Source organism: Comamonas thiooxydans (assembly GCF_002157685.2).
Lineage (GTDB): Bacteria > Pseudomonadota > Gammaproteobacteria > Burkholderiales > Burkholderiaceae_C > Comamonas > Comamonas testosteroni_H.
This window is the reverse complement of record NZ_AP026738.1, coordinates 4,767,208-4,786,568: the sequence shown is the minus strand read 5'-3', so window position 1 is coordinate 4,786,568 and position 19,361 is coordinate 4,767,208. Positions and strand designations below refer to the sequence as shown.

At 64.5% G+C, this 19,361-nt stretch carries 17 protein-coding genes; 6 read left to right on the top strand and 11 right to left on the bottom strand.

Translation table 11 applies throughout. The annotated features are described in order from the left end of the window. Window positions 1–5: 5 nt before the first annotated feature. Window positions 6–605 (top strand): non-canonical purine NTP pyrophosphatase, encoded by a 600-nt coding sequence (locus tag CTR2_RS22295; protein ID WP_087080865.1) that lies wholly within the window; start codon window positions 6–8, stop codon window positions 603–605. 196 nt (window positions 606–801) lie between these two features. After that, window positions 802–2,031, top strand: a complete 1,230-nt coding sequence (gene hemW, locus CTR2_RS22290) for a radical SAM family heme chaperone HemW (RefSeq protein ID WP_087080867.1) — start codon at window positions 802–804, stop codon at window positions 2,029–2,031. A gap of 14 nt (window positions 2,032–2,045) precedes the next feature. On the opposite strand, the gene CTR2_RS22285 is transcribed toward hemW, so the two are convergent. From CTR2_RS22285 to CTR2_RS22265, 5 genes are all read right to left on the bottom strand, one after another. Next, window positions 2,046–2,405 carry an I78 family peptidase inhibitor gene (locus CTR2_RS22285; RefSeq protein ID WP_087084467.1) on the bottom strand — a complete coding sequence of 120 codons (360 nt, stop codon included), beginning with the start codon at window positions 2,403–2,405 and terminating at the stop codon, window positions 2,046–2,048. 144 nt (window positions 2,406–2,549) lie between these two features. Continuing rightward, window positions 2,550–3,842, bottom strand: coding sequence for an SPOR domain-containing protein (locus tag CTR2_RS22280; protein WP_087080869.1), 1,293 nt, complete (start codon window positions 3,840–3,842; stop codon window positions 2,550–2,552). Window positions 3,843–3,940: 98 nt separating this feature from the next. Further along, the gene (fahA, locus tag CTR2_RS22275; RefSeq protein WP_087080870.1) at window positions 3,941–5,254 is read right to left on the bottom strand and encodes a fumarylacetoacetase; all 1,314 of its coding nucleotides are present in this window, start codon (window positions 5,252–5,254) and stop codon (window positions 3,941–3,943) included. A 108-nt stretch (window positions 5,255–5,362) separates the two neighbouring features. Continuing rightward, on the bottom strand, window positions 5,363–6,184 hold the full coding sequence (locus tag CTR2_RS22270; RefSeq protein WP_087080872.1) for a 3-hydroxybutyrate dehydrogenase: 822 nt from the start codon (window positions 6,182–6,184) through the stop codon (window positions 5,363–5,365). Continuing rightward, complete coding sequence (locus tag CTR2_RS22265; RefSeq protein ID WP_087080875.1) at window positions 6,181–6,915, bottom strand: GntR family transcriptional regulator; 735 nt, start codon at window positions 6,913–6,915, stop codon at window positions 6,181–6,183. Before CTR2_RS22265 ends, CTR2_RS22270 begins: the two co-directional genes overlap by 4 nt. Before the next feature lie 267 nt (window positions 6,916–7,182). On the opposite strand from CTR2_RS22265, the gene CTR2_RS22260 reads away from it, so the two are divergent. Together CTR2_RS22260 and CTR2_RS22255 are read left to right on the top strand one after the other, a co-directional pair. Continuing rightward, a complete protein-coding gene (locus tag CTR2_RS22260; RefSeq protein ID WP_087084468.1) occupies window positions 7,183–9,399 on the top strand; it encodes a hypothetical protein in 2,217 nt (738 codons plus the stop codon). 199 nt (window positions 9,400–9,598) lie between these two features. Next, window positions 9,599–9,898 (top strand): hypothetical protein, encoded by a 300-nt coding sequence (locus CTR2_RS22255; RefSeq protein ID WP_087080876.1) that lies wholly within the window; start codon window positions 9,599–9,601, stop codon window positions 9,896–9,898. A 124-nt stretch (window positions 9,899–10,022) separates the two neighbouring features. Here the strand turns inward: CTR2_RS22255 and CTR2_RS22250 are convergent, their stop codons facing one another. Both CTR2_RS22250 and CTR2_RS22245 read right to left on the bottom strand, forming a co-directional pair. Beyond that, a complete protein-coding gene (locus CTR2_RS22250; RefSeq protein ID WP_087080878.1) occupies window positions 10,023–11,048 on the bottom strand; it encodes a DNA/RNA non-specific endonuclease in 1,026 nt (341 codons plus the stop codon). A 118-nt stretch (window positions 11,049–11,166) separates the two neighbouring features. After that, complete coding sequence (locus CTR2_RS22245) at window positions 11,167–11,955, bottom strand: helix-turn-helix domain-containing protein (RefSeq protein ID WP_087080880.1); 789 nt, start codon at window positions 11,953–11,955, stop codon at window positions 11,167–11,169. 57 nt (window positions 11,956–12,012) lie between these two features. Here CTR2_RS22245 and CTR2_RS22240 point away from each other — a divergent pair, with 57 nt between their 5' ends. Continuing rightward, window positions 12,013–12,741: an aspartate/glutamate racemase family protein gene (locus CTR2_RS22240; RefSeq protein ID WP_087080882.1), complete on the top strand. Its 729-nt coding sequence runs from the start codon at window positions 12,013–12,015 to the stop codon at window positions 12,739–12,741. Window positions 12,742–12,752: 11 nt separating this feature from the next. On the opposite strand, the gene CTR2_RS22235 is transcribed toward CTR2_RS22240, so the two are convergent. The 4 genes from CTR2_RS22235 to CTR2_RS22220 all read right to left on the bottom strand — a co-directional run bounded on the left by CTR2_RS22235 (window position 12,753) and on the right by CTR2_RS22220 (window position 18,219). Continuing rightward, window positions 12,753–13,826 carry an XdhC family protein gene (locus CTR2_RS22235; RefSeq protein ID WP_087080884.1) on the bottom strand — a complete coding sequence of 358 codons (1,074 nt, stop codon included), beginning with the start codon at window positions 13,824–13,826 and terminating at the stop codon, window positions 12,753–12,755. A gap of 168 nt (window positions 13,827–13,994) precedes the next feature. After that, window positions 13,995–15,290: a c-type cytochrome gene (locus CTR2_RS22230; RefSeq protein WP_087080886.1), complete on the bottom strand. Its 1,296-nt coding sequence runs from the start codon at window positions 15,288–15,290 to the stop codon at window positions 13,995–13,997. A 23-nt stretch (window positions 15,291–15,313) separates the two neighbouring features. Next, the gene (locus tag CTR2_RS22225) at window positions 15,314–17,608 is read right to left on the bottom strand and encodes a xanthine dehydrogenase family protein molybdopterin-binding subunit (RefSeq protein ID WP_087080888.1); all 2,295 of its coding nucleotides are present in this window, start codon (window positions 17,606–17,608) and stop codon (window positions 15,314–15,316) included. A gap of 2 nt (window positions 17,609–17,610) precedes the next feature. After that, window positions 17,611–18,219, bottom strand: a complete 609-nt coding sequence (locus tag CTR2_RS22220; protein WP_003072903.1) for a (2Fe-2S)-binding protein — start codon at window positions 18,217–18,219, stop codon at window positions 17,611–17,613. Between the two features lie 464 nt (window positions 18,220–18,683). On the opposite strand from CTR2_RS22220, the gene CTR2_RS22215 reads away from it, so the two are divergent. Next, window positions 18,684–19,163, top strand: coding sequence for a VOC family protein (locus tag CTR2_RS22215; protein WP_087080889.1), 480 nt, complete (start codon window positions 18,684–18,686; stop codon window positions 19,161–19,163). The last annotated feature ends 198 nt before the right edge of the window (window positions 19,164–19,361 follow it).

The following is a 19,361-nucleotide window of genomic DNA, read 5'->3' as shown; positions in this document are numbered from 1 at the left end:
TTATTATGAAAATTGTGCTGGCATCCAACAACCGCGGAAAGCTCGTCGAGTTGCAGGCCATGTTTGCCCCGCTGGGCGTGGAGCTGATTCGCCAGGGCGATCTGTTCGAGGGAGAAGCTCCCGAGCCCTATGGCACGTTTGTCGAGAATGCGCTGTCCAAGGCGCGCTTCGCGGCAGAGAAGAGCGGCCTGCCCGCCATTGCCGATGACGCCGGCATGTGCGTGGATCATTTCGGCGGTCTACCCGGCGTGGACACGGCCTACTATTGCACCCAGTTCGGCTACGAGAAAAGCGACGACAACAATGTGCGTGCGCTGCTCGAACAGATGCAGGGCGTGGCCAACCGCCGTGCCGCCATGGTCAGCACCCTGGTGGGCGTGCGCTCGCCCAAGGACCCCGAGCCGCTGATTGCCGTGGGTCGCGTGCAGGCCTTGCTCACGACCGAGCGCCGAGGCAGCAATGGCTTCGGCTTTGACCCGGTACTGCTGATCCCCGAGCTGGGCCTGACCTTTGCCGAGATGGAGCCCGAGCTCAAGCATGCACACAGCCATCGTGGTCGTTCTTCGCGCACCATGATCGAGATGGTGAAAGAGAGATGGCTGTAACCCCCTGAGGCGCTTTGCCTAGGCGGCCCCGCACCTTTCCCTTTTCTCTACGCGCTGCGCGCTATGGAAGGGGGACGATGCCCTCGCTGCGGGGCGGCGGGGCCGCCTAGCCCTTGCTCGGCATCTCTGAGCTGGGGCTGTGCTAGTTTTAGCAGTATCGGTTTTTTGCTGAGCCAGAGAAAAGTACGTCCCCCCCATGATCCCCATCCAGCCTCAATCCGAGACGGCCGAAGCCGCGGTGCAGCGCGACATTCAGCACTACATGCGTCCCGGCACGCTGCAGCTGGGCAGTCTGCCGCCGCTGTCGCTGTATGTGCATCTGCCCTGGTGTCTCAAGAAATGCCCGTATTGCGACTTCAACTCGCATGCCTGGGCCAAGGGGGATGCACTGCCCGAGGACCGCTATATCGATGCCCTGATGGCCGATCTGGAGTCGGCGCTGCCGCTGATCTGGGGGCGCACGGTGCACAGCGTCTTCATGGGCGGTGGAACGCCCAGCCTGTTCTCGCCCGAGTCCATAGACAAGCTGATTGCCGGTCTGCGCGCGCGTCTGCGCATGGAGCCCGATTGCGAGATCACCATGGAAGCCAACCCCGGCACCTTCGAGAAGGACCGCTTCAAGGCTTTCCGGGCGGCCGGCGTGAACCGCCTGTCCATAGGGGTGCAGAGCTTTGACGACCGCTATCTGCAGGCCGTGGGACGCGTGCACGACGCGGCGCAGGCCCAGGCTGCGGTGCGCGAGGCGGCCGACAATTTCGAGACCTTCAATATCGACCTGATGTATGCGCTGCCCGGCCAGAGTCTTGCCGATCTGCAGCGCGATGTGGACACGGCGCTGTCGTTTGCGCCGCCACATCTGTCGATCTATCACCTGACCATCGAGCCCAACACCTATTTCGCCAAATATCCGCCCGTGGTGCCGGAGGATGACACTGCCTATGAGATGCTGGACCTGATCACGGCCAGCACCCAGGGAGCCGGCATGCAGCGCTACGAAGTCTCGGCCTATGCCAAGGAAGGCCACCAGTGCTTTCACAACAGCAACTACTGGCAGTTTGGCGACTATCTGGGCATTGGCGCCGGTGCGCACAGCAAGCTGAGCTTTGCCCACCGCATCGTGCGCCAGGTACGTTTTCGCGATCCGGCCCGCTATATGGACATGGCGCTGGCCGGCACGCCGCTGGCGCAGGACAACGAGGTCAAGCGAGCCGAGCTGCCGTTCGAATACATGCTCAACGCGCTGCGCCTGCGTGGCGGTTTTGCGCTGCAGGAGTTCATGGAGCGCACGGGCCTGCCCATGTCAGCCATTGCCAAGGGACTGGATCAGGCGCAGGCCAAGGGCCTGATCACCCGCGACCTGGGCCGCGTGGTGCCCACCGAACGCGGCTTTGACTTTCTGAGCGACCTGCAGGAAATGTTCCTGTAAGTCCTGGCGGGGGCTCAGCCGCAGCGCAGTGCCGTGATCTTGCCTGCGTCATTGGTGATGACGTTCAGGCGCTCCTGGTTGTATTCCATGGTGGCGGGCTGACCCTCGCGCAGCACGCGCAGCAGGTATGAGCCGGATTTCTGGCGGATGGTTTCCAGCGTCGACGCCACGGTGTTGTGGCCGATATAGATCTGTACCGGCTCCGCGTGGCATACCTGCAGCTGACGCGCAGGCGGGGCGGTCGTGCCGCCTGCGACCATGCCGTTGCTGGCGCAGCCAGCCATCAGCAGAGCCATGCCGGCAGCTGCCATGCCGAGCAAAGGGCGGGTGGAAATATGCAGAGTGGGTGTTCGATGCTTCATGCCCCACACCATAGCGCCCCCAGGTGCTCGCGCATGCCAGACCAAGCCTTGATGTGCAAGCGGGTGCAACAAAGCAATGCGAAAATTTGATAGCTTCATGCGCAATTCCATCAAGGGGATAGTGGCATTTTGGCTGTGAATTTTCAGCGCCTGAGTCTATGGCTTGTGGGCGCCTTCTGCACTTTGAAAGATGCTGGCATCGATATTCGCGGCCTGCAGCTTGCGCGCAGCCTTTTCAGCGCGCTTTCGGCTCTCGAAGGGGCCGCTGCGTACCCGGGTGACCTCCCCCTTGTTGCTGGCCATCTTCTGCGTCAGCGCAGGTAGTCTGGACTTTTGCAGCTGTGCCAGCACCTTGTCGGCATTGCCGGCCTCGGAATAGACGCCCAGATTCAGATAGAACTTGCCAGGAACCAGATCCGAGCCGGCATGGGGTGTCGAGGGGGCATCTTTGACGGGCTGCTCCTTTGTATCTGTCGCCGGCCTGGCTGGCGGCTTTTCGCTCGGCTCGGCCTTGACCGCCGCTTTGCTCGGCACTGAGGCAACTGCGTCGGGCGCAGCTTGCTCTGCGCGTGTGTCTGTCTCGGTGGCGCTCGTAGGCGCTGGCTCTGCCCGGCGGTTTTCTGGCTGGACGGCAGTGGAGGCCGCTTCGGGGGCGGGCTTTGCCAGGTCCGGGCTGGCCGCTGGACGATTGACCACTGCGGTGGTTGCAGGCTCCGCGCTCTTGGACGGTGCCGGGCCGTCGGCGGGCAGCAAGGCCAGGCCCGCGCCTGCGGCCGCTGCCACAGGCAGGGCCAGCACCAGCATGGCTGCGGTTCTGTTGCGAGGAGAGCCGACCTGCGCCTGCAAGGCGGCATGGGCGGCGGCCATATTGGGCGCGTCAGTGATCGCCTGCAGCGTCTGGGCCCTGATCTTGCGCCAGTACCAGCCATTGCCCAGCAGGCCGGGCACGGCCACGGCCACCAGCCAGAGTGCAATGCCCAGGCCCAGAGCCATGGCCTCGGGCAGAGCCGGGCGCAGGCCAAACCACCAGATCAGCGCGGTTGCCGTGACGGCTGCGAGGTATTTGCCAGCCTCGCGCCATAGACCGTGCAGGCAGCACCAGGCCAGGGTCAGGAAGGCTGCCGCCATATTCCAGCTGGGCAGGCTGCGGTCCAGGGCATCGAAGCGCTTGAACTGGGCCAGGTAAAAGTCGCGTGAACGTGGGCTCAGGCGACTGGCATAGAGTTGGGGCAGCAGGCCGCTGTCCTCCTCCTCGGGTGCAGCGGTCTGTTCGGCCTCGTGCTGCAGACTGTGCTGCATGGAATAGGCTGCGGCTGCAAATGCTCCTGCAATGGAGGCAGGCAAGGGGCTGGCATCCGAGCGCGCAGGCTGGTTCAGCACGGGCTCCTGGCGCTGGTTTCGGCCAGCAGGGGCGAGCGCAGGGGTGGGGGTGTCCGAAGCGGAAGGCATGACTGCAATTGTGTCACGGCGTTACGAGCAGGCCGAAGGCAGATTCCCAACAAAAAACCGGCGCCAGGCCGGTTCTTTGCGGGATGGCCGAGGCAGACTCAGGCCTGGTGCGCGGGCAGAACGGTGGCACGGCATTCGCCAAAGCCGATGCGTGCGGCACCGGGCTTTTCGCACCAGCCGGCAAAGACCACGGCGTCTCCGTCGAGCAGGAAGGTGCGGGTTTCGCCGTTGCTCAGGCTCAAGGGCTTTTTGCCGCCTTCGGTGATTTCCAGCAGGGCGCCGGCTTCGGCCATGGTGGGGCCGGACAGCGTGCCTGTGCCCAGCAGGTCACCGGGTTGCAGATCGCAGCCGTTGACGGTGTGGTGGGCAATCAGCTGGGCCATGGTCCAGTAGGCGTGGCGGTAGCTGGTCCGGGTGATCTGCTCGGCGGCCTTGCCTTCGGCGCGCATCTTCTCGGTCTGGATGGCAACCGTGAGCTGCACATCGAGCGCACCGCGCTGCGAGTTGGCTTCGGAGCTGAGGTAGGGCAGGGGTTGTGGGTCCTCGGACGGGCGGACAAAGGCCGTGCGATAGGGCTCCAGTGCTTCCAGCGTCACAATCCAGGGCGAGATGCTGGTGGCGAAGTTCTTGGACAGGAAGGGGCCCAGTGGCTGGTATTCCCAGGCCTGAACGTCGCGTGCCGACCAGTCGTTGAGCAGGCACAGGCCGAAGATATGGTTTTCAGCGTCCTCGATGCCGATGGCCTCGCCCCAGGCATTGGCCGAGCCTGCATAGATGCCCATCTCCAGCTCATAGTCGAGGCGGTTGCAGGGCTTGAGCACGGGGTCGGCATCGGGCGCCTTGAGCTGGCCGTTGGGGCGCTTGAAGTCCACGCCCGAGATGCGGATGCTGGAGGCACGACCGTGGTAGCCGATGGGCACCCACTTGTAGTTTTCCATCAGCGGGTTGGTAGGGCGGAACAGCTTGCCCACATTGGTGGCGTGATGCACGGAGGTGTAGAAGTCCGTGTAGTCGCCCACCTGTGCGGGTACGCTGTACTCTACATCGGCCTGGGGCACGAGGCAGGCCTTGAGGGCGGCTTCCTGGGCAGCGCCGGCACGCAAGGCGCGCGACAGGGCCAGGCGCAGGGCCGACCAAGACGCCGGGCCCATGGCCATCAAGCTGTTGAGTTGACCTTGCGCTGCTGCTTCGACCAGGGCCTGCACATCGCTGCCCAGTGCCTTGGCATCGCGAACAGCCGCCATGTCCAGCACTTGGTCGCCAATCGCCACGCCGCCGCGAAAGGCCTCGTTGCCGTTCTTGCGACGAAAGACTGCAAACGGCAGGTTCTGGATGGGGAAATCGCTGCTGCCTGTGTTGGCGCTGGCGACCCAGCTTTGCAGGCCGGCGTCGTGGGTTTCGTTCAATGCCATGTTCGTCTCCTTAAACGATTTGAATAAAAACGGGCTGCAGCGCTGATCTGCTGTGCGCTGTCAGCCATCGATCTATGACTGCTCTATGGGGTCTGGCTTTTGGATCCTTCATGCAGCGGTAAAGCCTCCATCCATATTCCACTGTGCACCACGCACCTGGGCGGCGTTGTCGCTGGCCAGAAAGCCGACCAGTGCAGCGACCTGTTCCACCGTCACAAAAGCCTGCGAGGGTTGCTTGGCGCCCAGCAGCCTGGCGCGGGCTGGCGCCTCGTCCAGCTGCTCGCGCTGAGCTAGGGCATCTATCTGGGCCTGAACCAGCGGCGTAAGCACCCAGCCGGGGCAGATGGCGTTGCAGGTCACGGGTGTGGTGGCCAGCTCCAGTGCCACGGATTTGGTCAGGCCCAGCAGGCCGTGCTTGCTGGCCACATAGGCGGGCTTGTGGGGCACGCCGACTAGGCCGCTGACGGATGCCATATTGATGATGCGCCCCCAGCCGTGCTCCAGCATGGCCGATGTGCAGGCCTGTATGGTGTGAAACGGTGCGCTCAGGTTGACGGCCAGCATGGTGTTCCATAGGTCTGGCGGAAAGCTGAGCACGGATTCCACATGCTGCATGCCCGCGTTGTTGACCAGAATGTCCACCGCGCCTAGCTCGGCGGCGATGCGCCGGGCCAGCGGGGCAATGGCCAGGCCGTCGCTCAGATCCAGTGGGTAATAGCGGGCGGCCACACCCAGTGCGTGCAGCTCGGCCAGCTGTGCATCGGTGCTGGCAGACGCTTGTGCGCTGCCATGCAGGGCAATGGCGGCGCCTTCGCTGGCCAACTGTCTGGCAACGGCCCAGCCTATGCCGCTGGTGGAGCCGGTGATCCAGGCCACACGGCCGCTATGGGGCCTGGAGAGCTGCTGGACTTGGGGCAGGACGGTGGTCATTTGAGCAGGTCCATTTCGATATGCACGTATTCGCTGATGAAGCGTACCTTGGCCCAGTAGACGATCAAGCCCTGTGGATTGCAGGCCCAGCGCAGCGCCTGCATCAACGGCGTGCCCAGCGGCACGCCCAGATGCTCGGCAATCAGTTCGTCGGCCGGGGCTACGCTCAGGTACTGGCGGGCCGTGGCGATCTGCGCTGGATCATTTCCCAGCGCCTGAGCAAGCGTGGTGCGCTCCAGCTGCTCCTGCAGCCTGGGGTAGAGGTTTTGTTCCAGGTACAGCTCGGACAGGCAAAAGCGTGCATCGCCGTGCTTGTGTACGCGCAAAAAATAGGTATAGGCAGAGGCCAGTTCGCCAGGGGAAGGGAAGCCGGCCGGAATGGGCGGCACGCAGTCATTCGCTTGCTGCAGCGTGGTTTGTTGAATCTGCTCACCAAAGGCCACCAGCTCCTGCCAGGTCGTTGGCAGCAAAAAGGACGGGGGCTTGTAGGGCTGGCCAACGACCTTGGTGCCGCCGCGCTTGCGGGTCTCCAGCAGGCCTTCATCGACCAGCGCATGTACGGCCATGCGCACCGTGGTGCGCGAGACGCTGTGCAGGGCCTCGAGCTCCTCGACCGTGGGAATGCTTTGTCCGATCGGCCACTCGCCCGTCGCTATCTTGTTGCGAAACAGCCGGGCCAGTTGCAGGTGCAACTTGTCGCGGGTTTGGGGGGCGGTGGACGTCGCAGTCATAGGCACGGTTTTGCGGTGCAGTGTAGCAAATAAAGTATCTAAAAAAGTACTTTATCGAAAAAGACCAGCAGGCACTCAAGATGGCGCAATAAGGCAGCGGGCAGGAGTGCAAACCAGCCCAAGGAAGCGCAAGAGTTCACAAATGTCACCATTCATAAGGGGTAAATGACTTTTAAACTCCTCGCTTTTGATAGCGGATAGTGCAGGCAGCCATTGGTTGCAATGTGCTTTGACAAGGGCAATCCTTGCCTGGGAGTTGGTAGTTTCATGCAGAAGCAGTACGAGTGGCAGTTTTTCCGCGCCGGCGAGGTGGACCAGGTGGTGATTCGCACGGGCCAGGACATTGCCCATATTGGTGAGCTGGATCAGAAGCTGTGGGTGGCTCTGGCCTGTCCCACGCGAGGTATCGAGTTCGACAGCGCAACACTGGATTTGATTGACGAAAGCAAGGACGGCCGTATTCGCCCCCCGGAGCTGGTCGCAGCCTGTGAATGGGCCGTGGCAAGAGTGCGTGATCCGCAGGTTCTGGCCGATGGCGGCGATGTGTTGCAACTGAACAGCATCAACGATGCGACGGAGGAAGGCGCACTGCTGCTGGCAGAGGCCAGACGCGTGCTGGAGCTTGCGGGCCTGCCCGATGCCCAGGCCATCACGCTGGCCCAGGTGCAGGAGCGCATGGCTTCGCTGCAGGCCCTGCGTTTCAATGGCGACGGCGTCGTCAGTGCGGCCACGGCGGAAGGCGATGAGGCTCTGGCCGCTCTGATTGCGCGCATTCAGGAGCTTTACGGCGCGGTGGACGGCAGCGATGGCGTTCCAGGCATCGATCGCAGCAAGGCCGAGGCCTTCTGGGAGGACGTGCAAGCCCTGCAGACCTGGTTTGCCCAGGCGGCAGAGCTGGGTTGCCATCTGCAGCCGCGTGCACTGGCACTGGCGGCGGCCGAGGCTGTGAACGCCGTGCAGGCCAAGGTCGATGACTTTTTTGCCCGCACGCGACTGGTGGAGTTCGATGCCAATGCGCGGGCACCGCTCAACCCCACGGAAGAAGGCTATGCCGCTCTGGGGGCGCAGGTGCTCAGCAATGCCTCGGAGTCTCTGGCCGCGCTGCCACTGGCTGCAGTGACCGGCGAGCGCAGCCTGCCACTGGCGCATGGCGTCAACCCGGCCTGGGCGGCTGCCTTGCAGACCCTGCGCGAGCAGGCCGTGCAGCCCGTATTCGGCGAGGCCCTGAGCGCGTTGACCGAAGCGCAGTGGGAGCAGCTCAAGACCATGCTGGCCAACTGCCAGCAATGGCTGGCGGAGTGCCCGGCCACGCCGCTGGGGCAGGTCGGCGAGGCCGAGGTGCAGCAGCTGCTGGCCAGCGGCCTCAAGGACGCGCTGATGCAGCTGCTCGACCAGGACGATGCTGAGAAGGAGCACGCCGTGCAGGCCATGGCCCTGGAAAAGCTGATCCGGCTGCAGCGCGATCTGCTGCCTCTGCTCAACAACTTTGTCTCCTTCTCCAGCTTCTATCGCCGCGAAGGCGCGGCCTTCCAGGCCGGAACCCTGTTCCTGGACGGCCGCAGCTGCGATCTGACCGTGGAGGTGGCCGATGCCGCCGCCCACTCGGTGCTGGCCGCCATGGCGAAAACCTATCTGGCCTATTGCGAGTGCAAGCGCGAGGGGCAGAAGAAGATCATCGTGGCGGCCTTCACGGCAGGCGATGTGGATTTTCTGTTCGTGGGGCGCAACGGCGTGTTCTACGACCGTGCGGGCCAGGACTGGGATGCGACCATCGTCAAGCTCATCGACAACCCGACCAGCATCGGCCAGGCCTTCTTCTCGCCCTACAAGAAGTTCCTGCGCATGATCGAGGAGCAGGTCGCCAAGCATGCCGCGGCCAAGAACGATGTGGTGAACACCAGCCTCGGCGACAACGCGACCAAGCTGGTGACGGCGCCCAAGGAATTGGCCGCGCCACCGGCTGCCGCAGCCACCCGCAAGACCGATGTCGGCACGGTGGCCGCCATCGGCGTGGCGCTGGGCTCGCTGAGCGCCGTGATCGTGGGCATCTTCGGCAAGTTCATCGAGCTGGGGCCCTGGATTCCGGTGGCCATACTGGGCCTGATCCTGGCCATCTCCGGCCCCAGCATGCTGATTGCCTGGCTCAAGCTGCGCCAGCGCAGCCTGGGACCGATTCTGGATGCCAGCGGCTGGGCCATCAACGGCCGCATGAACATCAATCTGGGCCTGGGGCGCAGCCTGTCGCAGACGGCCAAGGTGCCGGTCAACGCCAAGCGCAACTATGCCGACCCTTATGCGGACAGTCACGGCCTGCGCAACAGCCTGTGTGTGCTGGCACTGATGGCAGCTGCCGTGCTGCTGGCCTGGCGCATGCACTGGCTGGACGCCGTGCTGCCCGCCAGCTGGCAGCATGTCCCGGCGGCGGCCAGCGCGCCAGCGGTCGGCGCGCCGGCAGCGGCCGCAGCAGAATCCGCAGCCAGGTAAGCCGGGGGTGCCTGCCGTCTGCAGATGCCGGCGGCCGGCCCATCGCTTCGCTGTGGGGCCCAATACCGCTTGCATGGGTGCGGTATTGGGGGCAGGGGCCGGAATCTATCCTAGAGTGCTGTTCTGTACTCACCGAAGCATCTTGGATGTGCATGCATTCAAGGTGCTTTTTCATTGCATTTGATGACAGGAGCAAGCCATGGGACGTGCCATCCATTCCGCACATGAACTTCTCGCCACCAATGAGCGTGAGCTCTATGATCTTTCCCGGTCCGATGCGGCCCTGGTCAGGCTGAGCCCGGCCCAGCGTCGCCTGCAGCTGCAGCGCGCCCGCGCCATGCGCGACCGGGCGCGTGCGCTGTACCGCCGACAGGTCGGCCATACGCTGCACCACACGGCCACCAAGCGTGGCTTCACGGGCACGGCCAATGAGCGCACCCGCCAGAAGGCCCAGGTGCTGTCCGAGGTGGTGCGACGGCTGGCGGGCGAGCCGGCCTGAATTCCCGTAGTCGCTACGGAGCTGTGTAGCTATTGAAAAATGAGCTTGTTGCGCTCGTCATTCATGGATTTCAATATCAAATGCTATTGAAACCATTGAATGACTTGCGCAGTCAGCTCATTTTTTATGCCTGGGGCAGATGCACTGCCGACAGCAGCGGCATGCCGGTGCGGCGCGTGAACTCCTCGTAGCTGATGGGCGGGCCCATGCGGGTGTCGGGGCTATTGGCCTGCCAGTACACCCAGCTCTTGCCGGTGCTGGCGTCATAGACCAGCTTGAAGAGGTGCTCGGGCACCGCCACCTTGCTCTCTCCGATGGTGGAGGCGTTTTTGCTGAAGACGGGGCCGGTGAAGACAAAGACATCGCCCCGGGCGCGCAGCGCATATTTGCGCGTGGCCTGTTCCACCTGGCTCCAGGCACCCGCGTTGTGCACCTGATTCTGCGGCACCATGTTCGCGAGGCTGAAGCTCTGGGCCATGGCCTCGGGCGTGCTCATATCGGCCGCCGGGGCCATGTGGCCGCGCGAGAAGCCGGAGCGCTTGTAGTCGTCAAGCTCGGAGCGCTCGGCGCGCGGCAGGCGGGCATCGGCATAGAACTTGTCGCTGCGCTGCAAGCCCTGGGCCTGCTGCAGCATCTGGCGATTCAGGCGCTCGGCCACAAACACCGGGGTCTTGGTGCTGCCGTTGTGCAGCACGGCAAAACCCGAAAAGCACAGCTCGCGCTCACGGGGTTGAAGCTGCAGTGCCGGAGCCTTGCCGCCGGGAAAGAACTGCGGGCAGCGGGCAAAGTGCGTGGGCTGGGCTGTGGCCGTGACATCGGCCTTGTCCACCTTGCCGCCCACGCTGGGCGTGTGGGCGCCGGAGCCGGAACGCAGGTCATCCAGATCCGGCCAGCCGTTCTTGCGAAAGGCCTGCAGGGTCTGGCCGAGCGCATCCAGTGCGGGAATATGCAGGGCTGCCAGCGCCTGGCCCAGCAGTCTCTCGGCGGAGACACTGGGATTGAAGCTGCAGCTGGCAATCTGGAAGCTGGCCAGTGCCGCAGCGCCCGCAGACAGGGCAAAGCGCCTGATGCGGGAGAAGCGGTAGCCGGCAGTCTTGGAGGCGGTGCCGCGCTTGCGCGCAGGCGTTTTCTTTTTCTTGGCGGTCGTCATTCAGGCGGCAATGGTACGCCGCCTGAATGCTGCTCGAAGCGTGCTGCGGGCCGCCGGCCGCACTTTGTGTGTCCGGCAATGAAACCGTATGTGAACTGCCTGCCCGCAGGCAGGCGATTCAAGGGGTCGGGCCCTGCTGCTGCCGGTACTGGCCTGGCGTCAGGCCCAGGTGTTTGCGAAACACATGGCCCATATGCGACTGGTGGTTGAAGCCGCAGTCCAGTGCAATCTGCGGGAGGGGCAGATCAGAGGCCTGAATCATGGCGCGGGCCGCCTGCAGCCGGGTCTCCGTGATCCAGGCATGCGGCGTCATGCCCGTGAGCCGTGTGAACTCGCGCAGAAAGCGCAAGGGGCTGGTGCCCACCATGGCGGACAGATCGGCAATGCTCAGCGGCCGCTCGAACTCGGCGGCAATGCGGTCCAGCACGCGCGCGTAGCCGGCGCCGGGGTGGGCGTCGGCCTCGCTGGTGCGACTCTCCTGGCAGGCCATGAACCGCAGCGCAGCCTGCTCGATGGCCAGGGCGTCCGGCCTGGGGCTGAGCAGCAGCCGACGCAGATGCAGCGCCATCTGCAAGGCCGCGCGCTGGCCATGTCGCGAGATGCGCTGCGACGGCCTGGGCGCGTCAGCTTCATGGGCGGCATAGCGCAGCACCAGATATTCACCGCCGGTGGCCGATTCGGAAAAGACCTCGACGCCTGGCGGCGTATAGCTCAGCGTGCCGGGCCAGGTGTCGAAGTCCTCGCGCCTGTCGGAGGCAATGGCGTGCACGCCTTGCTGTCTTTGCAGCGCAATGCCCAGCGCATGCACGCGCACCGGGTCGCGGCTGCTGTAGGCGGCGCGGCCGAGCAAATGGATCTGCACGGCCGGCATATCGGTTGCCGAAGGCTGAATCAGGTGGGTCTTCATGGCTTGCTGAAATTTCATGATAGACGATGGCGACCGGACGCCCTCACACTGGTGCTCATGAATCAAGACCTGCAAACAAGCGCCGGGCCGCAGCGCGTCATCGGCCTGATCGGCGGCATGAGCTGGGAGTCCAGCGCCGAGTACTACCGCCTGATCAACCAGGGTGTCCGGGACCGTCTGGGGGCGCTGCGCTCGGCCAGGCTGCTGATGTACAGCGTGGACTTCGGTCCTGTCGAGCAGGCCCAGCATGAAGGCCGCTGGCATGATGCGGCAGCGCTGCTGGCCGATGCCGCCCGGCGCCTGCAAGCCGGGGGCGCCGACTGCGTGCTGCTTTGTACCAACACCATGCACAAGGTGGCGGATCAGGTGGCGGCAGCCGTGTCGATTCCTTTTCTGCACATAGCCGATCCGGTCGGGGCGGCCGCGCGCGCAGCCGGTGTGCAGGCGCTGGGGCTGCTGGGCACGCGCTTCACCATGGAGCAGCCGTTCATGCGCGAGAGACTGGAGCAGCAGTTCGGCCTGAAGGTGCTGGTGCCAGGCGAAGCCGAGCGCGCGCTGGTGCATCGCATCATCTATGAGGAGCTTTGCGCGGGGCAGATCAGCGATGTGTCGCGCAAGCTCTATCAGCGTGCCATCGAGTCATTGGCGGCCCGTGGCGCGCAGGCCGTGGTGCTGGGGTGCACGGAGATCGGCTTGCTCATCAAGAGCGAAGACAGCGTGCTGCCGGTGCTGGACACCACGGCCTTGCATGCCGCAGCGGCCGTGGACTTTGCGCTCCAGGCCTGAGCTGCCGGATATCAGTGCGCCGAGCCCGGCTGGAGGATTTCCGGAATGGCGCAATGCGTGCTGGCCTCGTTCATGGCGATGTCATGCTCGTGCTTGGCCACTTCCACCGACATGGCCTGGGGCAGCGGCACGGCGTTCTTCACGGCCAGAATCTCGGCCATCACGCTCACGGCGATCTCTGCCGGAGTCTTGCTGCCGATATAGAGGCCGATGGGGCCGCGCAGCCTGGCCAGCGAGGCTTCGGTCTCGCCGAAGTGCTCCATCATGCGCTCGCGCCTGGAGTGGTTGTTGCGGCGCGAACCAATGGCGCCCACATAGAAGGCCGGGCTGTGCAGGGCTTCGAGCAGGGCCAGGTCGTCGAGCTTGGGGTCGTGGGTGAGGGCGACGATGCAGCTGCGCGCATCGGGCCTGAAGGCCGTGACGGCATCGTCTGGCATGTCGGTGACGGTGTTGACCTGGGCCACGGACCAACTGCCCATGTATTCCTCGCGCGGGTCGCAGACGGTGACCGTGAAGCCGTTGAACAAGGCCATGGTGGCCAGGTATTCGGCCAGGGCACCTGCGCCGATCAGCAGCATGCGGTAGCCGGGGCCGAGGTGGTTGACGAGTTGCTGGCCGTCGAACTCCAGCACATCGGGGTACTCGGCCGTCTGCAGGCTGACTTCGCCGCTGCTGCAGTCGACGCTGCGTTTCACCAGTGATCCTGCTTCAAGCTCGGCCACCAGCTGCTGCAGACTGGCCGCATCGGGGTTGAATTCCAGCAGCAGCTCCAGCGTGCCGCCGCAGGGCAGGCCGAAGCGGTGGGCTTCGTCGGCGCTCACGCCATAGCGCACCAGCTGCGGCGGGCCGTCCGGAATGCCCAGGTTCTGGTTCAGGGCCTTGGTGTGGCGAGCGATCAAGTCGTCCTCGATGCAGCCGCCGGATACCGAGCCAATGGCGCGTCCGTCCTCGCGCAAGGCCATCATGGAGCCCACCGGGCGCGGGGACGAGCCCCAGGTGCGCACCACGGTGGCCAGCAAGGCGTGCTGACCGGCCGAGCGCCAGTCACGCAGTGCCTTGAGTACCAAGACGTCGATATTGTCCATTGCTTGCTTTCTCTGTTTCTCTCGCTCGCCGCAATTTTGAAGCATCAGGCGGGAACCGGGTAGCGGCGCTACCCGTAAATGATCACGCGCAAAAAGGCCTTCCGAGGCCTGAAGGACAGGGAAGGCCGGCTTGTGCAGAGCTGTGCAGCGCTTTGGCAGCGCCTGCTGTCAATGCGCCTGGGTCTGCTTGCGCAGCTGGCCTACCTTGGCAGGCAGGTCCTTCCACTCGTCCACGCCGTACTGGGCACGCATGGTGTTGAGCAGCGTGGCGATCTGTGCATCGCTGAGCGCATGGCGGAAGGCCGGCATGGTGCCCAGATCGGCATGGGCCGGATGCTGCACGCCTTCGAGCACGGCCATGATGGCGTTGTCGGGCGATGCGGAGTGCAGGCTGGTGCTCAGGGCCAGCTGGGGGCGCACGCCGAAGCTGCTGCCCGAGGGGTCTGCCTTGTGGCAGGCCATGCAGGCGCCCTGGTACAGGCGGTAGCCTTCGGCATCGAGTGCCAGCTTGGGCTTGGCGGTCTTCTCTTCGATGAGTGCCTTGGCATCGCCAGGGGCAGTGTCGGCCTTGCGGTAGCTCATCAGATAGGTGGCAATGGCGTCGAGGTCGGCATCGCTTTGCTGCGACAGGCCGTGGGCCACAGGAGCCATGGGGCCGGCTGCCACGCTGTGACGGGCCGAGAAGCCGGTCTTCATATAGTCGACCAGATCCTGCTTGGTCCAGGGCAGGGGCGAGGCCGTCTTGTCCGTCAGGGCGGGAGCATCCCAGCCTTCGGCGCTGCCGCCGGTGAGGTGGAACTCACCCGTTTTTTCAGCGGCCAGGCCGTTGCGCGGGGTGTGGCAGGCGCTGCAGTGACCCAGGCCTTCGACCAGATAGGCACCGCGATTCCACTCGGGAGCCTGCTTTTCATCGTCCTTGACGACGCCGGGCTTGAGGTAGAGCCAGTTCCAGGCCGCAATGCCGCGGCGCACGTTGTAGGGGAAGTTCAGCGCCGTCTTGGGCGGCTGGTTTTCCACGGCGGGCTCGCTCATCAGAAAGGCGTACAAGGACTTCATGTCCTCATCCGTCACGCGGCTGAAGGCCGTGTAGGGGAAGGCGGGGTAGAGGTACTGGCCTTCGCGGTCCACGCCGTGGCGCATGGCGCGCTCGAAGGCTTCATAGCTCCAGCTGCCGATGCCGGTCTGCAGATCGGGCGTGATGTTGCTGGTGTAGATGGTGCCGAAGGGGCTGGGCATGGCCAGACCGCCCGCGTTGGTCTTGCCGTTGGCAGCCGTGTGGCAGACGGCGCAGTCGCCCATGGCGGCCAGCAGCTTGCCCTTGGCAATCTGCTGGGGCGTGAAGTCGGCAGCGGGAATGGCTGACTGGGGCGCAATCTCGCCCTGATGGGTGAGTGCCAGGCCGGCGGCAGCCAGCACGACCACTACAGCCGCACCACCCGTCAGAATCTTTTGGAACGTTCGCATATCTATGTTCTTTATCGGTGGAGTCACTTGGACGAGGCGCCGCCGCTCTTGGCGGCCTTGAGCGCGGCCAGCACGCGGCTGGGCGTGAACGGCACTTCCAGCAGGCGCACGCCGGTGGCGTCGAAGATGGCGTTAGCCACGGCGGCGGCGCTGGGCACGGAGGCCGATTCGCCGGCGCCCATGGGCGCCTCGTTGGGGCGCTCGACCAGCAGCGAGTCGATCTCGGGCAGCTCGTCGAAGCGCAGGATGGGGTAGCCGCCCCATTCCACGGAGGTGACGCCGCTCTTGTCGAAGGTGACGAATTCCTTGAGCACGCGGCTGGTGGACTGCACCACGTTGCCGTGCACCTGATGACGCACGCCAGCGGGGTTGACCATGGCGCCGGTGTCCTGGGCGACAAAGACCTTGTCGACCTTGACTTCGCCGGTTTCGCGGTCCACGGTCACATCGACCACCCAGGTCGCCCAGGCCGCACCATAGCCGGGGAACTTGCTGTGGAAGTAGCGGGCATAGGCAAAGCCGCGACCCTTGACCAGGCGCTGATCGTCGGCAGCCGCATTGCGGCGCGCCGGGCCTTCCTGCCAGTTGCACTGCTTCTTGGCTTCGGCAATCAGCGCCACGGCACGCGGGTCCTTGAGGTAGCGCAGGCGGTACTCGATGGGGTCGGCCTTGGCCAGGTAGGCGCATTCGTCGATCCATGACTCATGAGCGAACACATTGGGCAGGGCCGAGACGCCGCGCATCCAGGAGGCGCGCACGATGGGCACGGCGTCCTGGGAGATCACGCGCATCTTGGGGTACTCGTACTGCGGAATGGCAGTGCGGTCGCCCATTTGCTGAGCCTCGATCTTGGCGGAGACCTTGCCCGTCAGGATCAGGGCCAGCGCCGTGGCGTTGTTCGAGGGGTAGCAGGTGCGCAGCTCGTAGGCGGCCACATTGTTTTGCTCGTCCAGGCCGCCGCGCACGCGGATCAGCTGGCCTGTGCCCTTGGGTTCCCAGCCGGCTTCCTGCTCGCGCATCAGCTGCACGCGCACAGGCTTGCCCACGGCGGCAGACATCAGCACGGCATCCGAGCAGACGTCGTCCGCGCAGTTGCGGCCGTAGCAGCCAGAGGCCTCGAGGCGGGTGACGTTGATGTTGTCGGCATTCACGTCCATGAGCTTGGCAATGTCCTTGCACACGTCGTGAGGGTTTTGCGAGCCGGTCCAGACCTGAATCTGGCCGTTGCCCACTTCGGCAATCGCGCAGGACGGGCCGATGGAGCCGTGAGCGTGATAGGGCCAGACATAGTCGCGGGTCAGTGCAGTCTTGACCTGCTCGATGGCCTGCAGTGCGCCCTCGTCTTCCTGCAGCACGCGGTCGGTCTTGGCGTGGTCCACCAGGGTCTGGTGCAGGCCGCTCAGCGACATATCGGGCAGGCCGTTCCATTCCTTCCAGGTGACCTTGAGCTGACGCATGGCGGCAATGGCCTGCTCTTCACGCTCGGCCACCACACCCACGAAGTCGCCCTTGACCACGACCTTGACGATGCCGGGCAGATGGGCGATGGACTTCTCGTCCACCGACACCAGGCTGGAGCCCAGGGGCGCCGTGGCATCGGCGCCGGTGTAGGGAGGGCGGATCACGCGGCCGTGCAGCATGCCGGGCACGCGCAGGTCATGGATATAGGTCAGCGCGCCCAGCACCTTGTTGGGGATGTCCACGCGCTGCACGGACTTGCCGATGTACTCGAAGCCGGACTTGCGCAGCTCGATCTTGTCGTCGACCTCGATCTGCAGATCCTGGCCCTGAACCAGTTCGCCATAGCCGTAGCGCTTGCCGCCGGCGATGACAACGCCTTTCTGGGTGGTGATGCGGTCAGCGGGAACACCGGATTTCTCGCTGGCCAGCTTGATCAGCAGCTGGCGCACCTGCGCTGCGGCATGGCGCATGGGCAGGGACGACACCTGGATGGTGTTGCTGGCAATGGTGGGGCCCAGGTCCGGGGTGCGGGCAGTGTGGCCCAGCACCATGGTCACGGCGGCAAAGTCCACATACAGCTCGTCGGCCACCAACTGGCCCAGAGCCGTACGCACGCCCGTGCCCAGGTCCACGTGGCCGTTGTAGGCCGTGACGGAGCCGTCGGCACCGATTGCGATGAAGCTGTCCACCAGCTTGGCCGAAGGAATGGGGAACGCGCCCTTGGCAGCCGCTTCGGGGGCGGTCTGGGCCATCAGCATATGGCCGCCTGCCACGGAGCCGACCATTAGCATGCCGCCGGCCTTGAGCAGCTGGCGACGGGTCAGTTGAGCGTGATTGTCTTTGGTGAAGAATTTCATGATCAGGCAGCCTTTGCGGTGGTGGATGCGCCGGCGGCGGGAAGGGCCGGGCTGTGGCCCTTGGCAATCAGCTCGCGGGCGCGGGCGGCGGCCTGCATGATTTCCACATGGGTGCCGCAGCGGCACAGATGGCCGGACAGGGCATGCCTGATTTCTTCGTCGCTGGCCTTGGGCTGCTGATTGAACAGGGCGACCAGCGCCATGATCATTCCGTTGGTGCAATAGCCGCACTGCGCAGCCTGTGCGTCGACAAAGGCTTGCTGCACCACATGCAGGGTGTAGGTGCGTGCGGTGGCAGGCGCCTTTGTCTCGGCGGCGCTGACATCCAGCACGGCGCGGTCCTGCAGGGCCTGCGCGTTGGCGGCCTTGCTGGCGTCAGGCGACAGGCCTTCCAGCGTGGTGACCTTTTTGCCGTCGACGGCCTTCAGGGGCACGGAGCAGGAGCGCGCCACCTTGCCGTCGATCAGCACGGCGCAGGCACCGCATTCGCCCAGGCCGCAGCCGAACTTGGGGCCGTTGAGCTGCATGTCGTTGCGCAGCACATACAAAAGAGGTGTGTCGGCAGTGGCGCTTTGCGCGTCCACTTCCTGGCCGTTCAGAGTGAATTTCATGACGTCAACAAATCGTAGGGTTCAAGGAGTCAGTCTTGTATATGTGTAGTCAATTATATGACTAGACAAAAATAAAATGCATTGGCTTGATCTAAAGCAGATTCGATTGCTCTGGTGTGCGCGGGCGAGGCAAGGCTGGGCCGATGCCGAAAAGTGGCTTATGAGCCCGGATCTGCGACAGCAGGGCAGGACTGGCGTGGTTCCGGAGGCGGCCTCGGCCGGCCTTGAAACCGGCAGGGCTGATGCAGCCCGATCCATTTCCGGTGTCTTCGTGAGAGCAGAGGCGCCATGGCCATATCGGGGGGGATGGCCCTGCACCGCCCGACATGGGGATTGAAGTGCTGGAGAAATGCGGCTTCAATGCACAGACGCCTACGCCGCCAATGCACCGGCGCATCGATAGAGAGGGGTTCGCGGTCTGCGGGTTTGCAGACATTCATCAGTTCCTGTTCAGGAGAGCCAAGATGGTCAGCAAAAACACGATTTGTCTCTGGTACGAAAGCGAGGCACTGGAAGCCGCCAGGTTCTACGCCCAGACTTTTCCCGACAGCGCCGTGGGCGCGGTTCACCATGCGCCGGGCGACTACCCGTCCGGCAAGCAGGGCGATGTTCTGACGGTCGAATTCACGGTCATGGGCATTCCCTGCCTGGGCCTGAACGGTGGCCCTGTCTTCAAGCACAACGAGGCGTTTTCGTTTCAGGTCGCGACGGACGATCAGGAGGAAACGGATCGCCTGTGGAACGCAATCGTCGGCAACGGTGGCCAGGAGAGTCAGTGCGGCTGGTGCAAGGACCGCTGGGGGCTGTCATGGCAGATCACGCCCCGTGTGCTGACCACGGCCATTGCCGACCCGGACCGCGCCGCCGCGAAACGGGCTTTTGAAGCCATGATGGAGATGAGGAAGATCGATATCGCCACCATCGAGGCTGCATGGCGCGGATAGGCGGGCGGCTGCGATAGCAAGGCGGCAGGCTGGCGGGCGGTCCGATGCAAGGGCGTATCGGGGCGCCCGCGTGCTCTGGCGCACTTTGCCAAGCTTTGAGCGTCCTAGGGCAAACGCTTTGCAGACAGCTCTCCTACAGTGAAATGGCTTTCAATTTCGACGATCCGGTGCCTGCTGCCCGGTGTTGCCCATGTCTTT

Excerpts from the sequence above, each read along its gene's own strand:
- CTR2_RS22295 (WP_087080865.1), top strand. The coding sequence starts at position 6 with ATGAAAATTGTGCTGGCATCCAACAACCGCGGAAAGCTCGTCGAGTTG.
- hemW (WP_087080867.1), top strand. The coding sequence starts at position 802 with ATGATCCCCATCCAGCCTCAATCCGAGACGGCCGAAGCCGCGGTGCAG.
- CTR2_RS22285 (WP_087084467.1), bottom strand. The coding sequence starts at position 2,405 with ATGGTGTGGGGCATGAAGCATCGAACACCCACTCTGCATATTTCCACC.
- CTR2_RS22280 (WP_087080869.1), bottom strand. The coding sequence starts at position 3,842 with ATGCCTTCCGCTTCGGACACCCCCACCCCTGCGCTCGCCCCTGCTGGC.
- fahA (WP_087080870.1), bottom strand. The coding sequence starts at position 5,254 with ATGGCATTGAACGAAACCCACGACGCCGGCCTGCAAAGCTGGGTCGCC.
- CTR2_RS22270 (WP_087080872.1), bottom strand. The coding sequence starts at position 6,184 with ATGACCACCGTCCTGCCCCAAGTCCAGCAGCTCTCCAGGCCCCATAGC.
- CTR2_RS22265 (WP_087080875.1), bottom strand. The coding sequence starts at position 6,915 with ATGACTGCGACGTCCACCGCCCCCCAAACCCGCGACAAGTTGCACCTG.
- CTR2_RS22260 (WP_087084468.1), top strand. The coding sequence starts at position 7,183 with ATGCAGAAGCAGTACGAGTGGCAGTTTTTCCGCGCCGGCGAGGTGGAC.
- CTR2_RS22255 (WP_087080876.1), top strand. The coding sequence starts at position 9,599 with ATGGGACGTGCCATCCATTCCGCACATGAACTTCTCGCCACCAATGAG.
- CTR2_RS22250 (WP_087080878.1), bottom strand. The coding sequence starts at position 11,048 with ATGACGACCGCCAAGAAAAAGAAAACGCCTGCGCGCAAGCGCGGCACC.
- CTR2_RS22245 (WP_087080880.1), bottom strand. The coding sequence starts at position 11,955 with ATGAAGACCCACCTGATTCAGCCTTCGGCAACCGATATGCCGGCCGTG.
- CTR2_RS22240 (WP_087080882.1), top strand. The coding sequence starts at position 12,013 with ATGAATCAAGACCTGCAAACAAGCGCCGGGCCGCAGCGCGTCATCGGC.
- CTR2_RS22235 (WP_087080884.1), bottom strand. The coding sequence starts at position 13,826 with ATGGACAATATCGACGTCTTGGTACTCAAGGCACTGCGTGACTGGCGC.
- CTR2_RS22230 (WP_087080886.1), bottom strand. The coding sequence starts at position 15,290 with ATGCGAACGTTCCAAAAGATTCTGACGGGTGGTGCGGCTGTAGTGGTC.
- CTR2_RS22225 (WP_087080888.1), bottom strand. The coding sequence starts at position 17,608 with ATGAAATTCTTCACCAAAGACAATCACGCTCAACTGACCCGTCGCCAG.
- CTR2_RS22220 (WP_003072903.1), bottom strand. The coding sequence starts at position 18,219 with ATGAAATTCACTCTGAACGGCCAGGAAGTGGACGCGCAAAGCGCCACT.
- CTR2_RS22215 (WP_087080889.1), top strand. The coding sequence starts at position 18,684 with ATGGTCAGCAAAAACACGATTTGTCTCTGGTACGAAAGCGAGGCACTG.